At 69.3% G+C, this 4,490-nt stretch carries 6 protein-coding genes; 4 read left to right on the top strand and 2 right to left on the bottom strand.

Annotation, left to right across the window (positions count from 1 at the left end):
* From VNS22_RS10165 to VNS22_RS10155, 3 genes are all read left to right on the top strand, one after another.
* The coding region (locus tag VNS22_RS10165) for a BRCT domain-containing protein (protein ID WP_325732022.1) at nt 1-384 on the top strand (384 nt) is incomplete at its 5' end.
* A gap of 207 nt (nt 385-591) precedes the next feature.
* Entirely contained in the window at nt 592-933 is a 342-nt protein-coding gene (locus VNS22_RS10160) for a YybH family protein (protein WP_325732020.1), read from the top strand.
* A gap of 205 nt (nt 934-1,138) precedes the next feature.
* Entirely contained in the window at nt 1,139-1,408 is a 270-nt protein-coding gene (locus VNS22_RS10155) for a PGPGW domain-containing protein (RefSeq protein ID WP_325732018.1), read from the top strand.
* An 8-nt stretch (nt 1,409-1,416) separates the two neighbouring features.
* Here the strand turns inward: VNS22_RS10155 and VNS22_RS10150 are convergent, their stop codons facing one another.
* Nucleotides 1,417-2,226, bottom strand: a complete 810-nt coding sequence (locus tag VNS22_RS10150) for an SDR family oxidoreductase (RefSeq protein WP_325732016.1) — start codon at nt 2,224-2,226, stop codon at nt 1,417-1,419.
* Nucleotides 2,227-2,349: 123 nt separating this feature from the next.
* Here VNS22_RS10150 and VNS22_RS10145 point away from each other — a divergent pair, with 123 nt between their 5' ends.
* Entirely contained in the window at nt 2,350-3,285 is a 936-nt protein-coding gene (locus VNS22_RS10145; RefSeq protein WP_325732014.1) for a GlxA family transcriptional regulator, read from the top strand.
* Nucleotides 3,286-3,301: 16 nt separating this feature from the next.
* Here VNS22_RS10145 and VNS22_RS10140 read toward each other — a convergent pair.
* A partial coding sequence (locus VNS22_RS10140) for an aminopeptidase family protein P (protein ID WP_325732012.1) occupies nt 3,302-4,490 on the bottom strand: 1,189 nt, incomplete at its 5' end.

Raw genomic sequence — 4,490 nt, 5'->3', positions numbered from 1 at the left:
CTGGCCCATCTGGACAATGTCGACCGGGTCGGCAGTGCGCTCATCGGCGCGCTCACCGCCTTCTTCGCCGAGCCGCACAATGTCGCGGCGGTCGACGCGCTGGCAGCCGAGCTCACCATCACCGACGCCGCCCGGCCCCGGGCCATCGAGAGCCCGCTCTCGGGCAAGGTCGTGATCTTCACCGGCACGCTGGAGACGCTCGGCCGTGCCGAGGCCAAGGCCCGGGCGGAGCGGTTCGGCGCCAAGGTCGGCTCGTCCGTGTCGAAGAACACCGACTATCTGGTGGTGGGCGCGGATGCCGGCTCCAAGGCCGCCAAGGCCCAGGCACTGGGCGTGCAGACCCTCTCCGAGCAGCAGTTCCTGGAAATGACCAGCGGCACCTAGCCACGAGCTGGGCAATATTACGAGCCGGACAGCATTGCCTTGTACAACTCGTGCGACGGGTGATGTCATGATATCATCGATCCTCTCCATCCTGAGAGGTGACGAGATGAGAATGCGAATCATGTTGGTCGCCAATTGCGGCGGCCACTTCCATGCTGTCAGTGACGGCCAGCGCTGAGACTATGGAAGGGCAGGTGAAGGCTGCCTATGAGGCATGGGGATGCCACGTTCAACCAGGGCGACGCGAAGACCGTCGCCAGCCTTTACATCGATGATGCCATGCTGCTGCCGCCCACGCACGACGTCATCGAGGGGACGGCCGGCATCGAGCAGTTCTTCACGGGCGTGATCGGCAGCGGGGCGACCGACCACACGCTGCAGCCGATCCGGATCGTGGAGGATGACGACACGGTCGTGGCCGCAGCCCGCTGGACCGCCAAGGGCAAGGACCAAGACGGGGTCGCCACCACCTTTCAGGGCATGGCCACCCATGTGTTCGAGAAGCAGGACGACGGCAGCCTGAAGCTGGGCCTGCACACGTTCAACTAAAGCAGCCTCTCCTGTGCCCCGGATTCTCCAGGTGCAGCGGCCTGAAGAATCCGGGCCTGTGGCAAAGCCGCTTCACGAGGCGATGAGGCATCTTCCGCACGGCTCGATCCCGCCTATCTGATGGTCCTGCCGATGTCCCGGCAGGACCGGGCGTACGGCGCACCGCTAACCCCGGCTGGAGCCCTTGCCAGATGGCCGATTGCCCATGAACCGCATCGCGGCCCTTTCGATCGGCTACGGTTTCCTGTTCCTGGGCTTCATCGGCCTGTTCCTGCCGATCCTGCAGGGTTTCCTGTTCATCTTCGTGGGCCTGATCGTGCTCAGCCGCCACGCGCCCTGGGCCAGCCGCGCACTGCGCTATGTCCACCGGCGCTGGCCACGCTTCGGCGGCCTGATCGCCAGGGCGGAGGGGATCGCCGAGCGGTCGATCGACCGGGCCGTCCAGGGCATGCGCCGCCTGCTCGGCCGGGCCTGAGCACGGGCTCAGGCTGCCGCCTTGCCGGAAAGGTAGCGTGCCGCCGGCTGTGTGCAGGACAGGTTGGGCAGCATGGCCTGACGCGCGACCTCATAAGCCTGCCACTGGGTGATGTCCGGCAGTGCCGGGATGGTGACGAGCTCGCCGGCATCCAGGCCGGCCAGGGCGGCATCCACCATGTCGGTGGCCTTCATCACGATCTCGCCCGGCAGGTGCTCGACTGGCAGGCCGGCCACGTTCCAGAAATCGGTCGCCGTGGCGCCGGGCAGCACCGCCTGCACCCGCACGCCCTTGTCCGCCAGCTCGTGATGCAGGGACTGGCTGAAGGCCAGCACGAAGGCCTTCGCACCGCCATAGACGCCGTTCAGCACCTCGGGCCCGATCGCGACGATCGAGGCGATGTTGACGATCGTCCCGCGCCCGCGGGCCACGAAGGCCGGGGCGGCCGCATAGGTGAGGCGCATCAGCGCCGTCACGTCGAGGTCGATCATCGCCTCCATCGCCTCGACATCCGAGCCCAGCAGCGGGGCCGCCGAACCCACGCCGGCATTGTTCACCAGCATCGAGATGCTCGCATCGGTGCGAAGCTGCTGCTCGACCGCGCGCCGATCGGTCCGGTCGGCCAGATCGGCGGCCACGACCTCGACGGAACGGCCGGTGCGGTCCGCGACGTGGGCGGCCAGCTCGGTGAGCTTGCTGCGGTTGCGTGCCACCAGGATCAGGTCGTAGCCACGCCCGGCGAGGCGGTCGGCATAGACGGCACCGATGCCGGACGAGGCGCCGGTAACGAGGGCGGTGCCGAGAGAGGACAGAGCCATGGGGTTCCACTCCGTTGCGGGATGCCGGCGGCGATGCCGCCTGCGGTAGAGGAAGCTACTCCCGCTGGTGCGTGTCCCAAATGTCGAATATGCCTTCTTTCATGCCATGAAATGTGAGTTCGCATGCGTGTCGGATTCGCGGTCTTCCCCGGCTTCCAGATGATGAGCCTGGCAGCGGGTTCAGTGTTCGAGTTCGCCAACATCTGCTCTGGGGAGGCAATCTACGAGCTGGCGACCGTGTCGGAGCAGGGCGGCCTGGTGCGCAGCTCGACCGGGATGGACGTGGCCACCAGACCACTGGCGGGCGAGGCATTCGACACCTTGCTGGTCGGCGGGGGCGTGGGCGTGCCCTGCCCGAGCGAGGGCCTGACGGCCTGGATCGCCACCTGCCTGCCGGCCGTGCGCCGGCTGGGCGGGATCTGCACCGGCGCCTTCGTCCTGGCCGAGGCCGGCCAGCTCGACGGGCGGCGGGCGACGACCCACTGGCTGGTGGCGCACGAGCTGCGCAGCCGCTTCCCCGCGGTGCGGGTGGAGGAGGACCGGATCTTCATCGTCGACGGCCCGGTCTGGACCTCGGCCGGCATGACCGCGGGCGTCGATCTCGCTTTGGCGATGGTGGAGAAGGATCTCGGCCGGGAGATCGCGCAGTCCGTGGCCCGCAAGCTCGTGATGTACCACCGCCGCGCCGGCGGGCAGACTCAGCATTCCGAGCTTCTGGAACTGGCGCCCAGGTCGGACCGGGTTCAGTCGGCGCTGAACTTCGCGAGGCGGAACCTGCAGGCCGAGCTGTCGGTCGAGCAGCTGGCCGAAGCCGCAGCCCTCAGCCCGCGCCAGTTCAGCCGCGTCTTTCGCGCCGAGACCGGCCAGTCGCCGGCCAAGGCGGTGGAACAGCTGCGGGTCGAGGCGGCGCGGCTCATGCTGGAGCAGACGCGTCACCCCGTGGAGATCGTGGCCAGGGAAACCGGCTTCGCCGATCCGGAACGGATGCGCCGGGCCTTCCTGCGAGCGTTCGGCCAGCCGCCGCAGGTGCTGCGCCGCGCCGCCCGCTCGGCTGCCTAGTGCCCCTGGGCCGGCCTCACAGCGGCGCGCAGACCTCCGTCAGCCACTGCCGGGTCGACCCGTCCACCAGTGGCCCGATCTCGGCCAGCACCCTGGCGTGGTAGCGGTCCAGCCACGCCCGCTCCTCGCCGCTCAGCAGCTCCGGCACGATCAGTTTTCGGTCGATCGGCACCAGCGTCAGCGTCGCAAAGCGCAGGAGCTTGCGCTCGCCGCCCGGTGGGGTGGGGGCGGGCTCCACCACCAGCAGGTTCTCCGTGCGGATGCCGTGGCTGCCGGCGACATAGTGGCCGGGCTCGTCGGACAGGATCATGCCCGGCTGCAGCTTGACCGCACTCTGCCCCTTGGAGATCCGCGCCGGCCCCTCATGGACGCAGAGATAGCTGCCGACCCCGTGGCCGGTGCCGTGGTCGAAGTCATGGCCGTGCCGCCACAGCGCCAGGCGCGCCAGCGTGTCGAGCTGCGCGCCGGTGGTGCCCTCCGGGAAGACGGCCTCCGAGACCGCGATCATGCCCTTGAGCACCAGGGTGAACTGGACGCGGATCGCCTCGGCCACCTCGCCCAGCCCGATCGTGCGGGTGACGTCGGTGGTGCCGTCCAGGTACTGGCCGCCGCTGTCGACCAGATAGACGTTGCCCGGCGCCAGCTTCAGGTTGGTCTCGGCCGTCGTCCGGTAGTGCGGCTGCGCGGCATTCGGCCCATAGGCGCTGATCGTCTCGAAGCTCAGGCCCCGGAACAGCGGATCCTCGGCGCGGATCGCGCGCAGCCTGGCCGCGGCCGCCACCTCGTCGACGCCTGCCGCCACCGCCTCGGTCGAAAGCCAGCACAGGAACCGGCTCATCGCCGCCCCGTCGCGCTGCTGGGCCGCGAACGCGCCTTTCACCTCGGTGGGATTCTTGACCGCGCGCGCCAGCGGGATCGGGTCCTCGCCCTCGACCAGCTTGCCGCCGGCCTCGGCAAAGCGGTCGGCAAAGCCCACCGCCGAATAGGCCGGGTCCACCAGGAGGCGCAGGCCGCGCCCCCCCAGCTCCGCCAGGGCCGGCTCGAACGCCTCGTACGGCTCCACGGCCACGCGGTTGCCGAAGTCCAGCCCGGCGAGCTTGGCCCGGTCGGTGAACAGCCGCACATGACCATCGGTCCCGAGCAGGGCGAAGCCCAGCGGCAGGGGATTGAACGGCACGTCGGCGCCGCGGATGTTGAGCAGCCAG

Source organism: Geminicoccus sp., assembly GCF_035556675.1.
Lineage (GTDB): Bacteria > Pseudomonadota > Alphaproteobacteria > Geminicoccales > Geminicoccaceae > Geminicoccus.
Note: the sequence above shows the minus strand (reverse complement) of the source record. Positions and strands in the feature narration are given on the sequence as shown.

Bases quoted from the DNA above. Each gene is read 5' to 3' on its own strand.
- VNS22_RS10160 (WP_325732020.1), top strand. From the start codon at position 592: ATGAGGCATGGGGATGCCACGTTCAACCAGGGCGACGCGAAGACCGTC.
- VNS22_RS10155 (WP_325732018.1), top strand. From the start codon at position 1,139: ATGAACCGCATCGCGGCCCTTTCGATCGGCTACGGTTTCCTGTTCCTG.
- VNS22_RS10150 (WP_325732016.1), bottom strand. From the start codon at position 2,226: ATGGCTCTGTCCTCTCTCGGCACCGCCCTCGTTACCGGCGCCTCGTCC.
- VNS22_RS10145 (WP_325732014.1), top strand. From the start codon at position 2,350: ATGCGTGTCGGATTCGCGGTCTTCCCCGGCTTCCAGATGATGAGCCTG.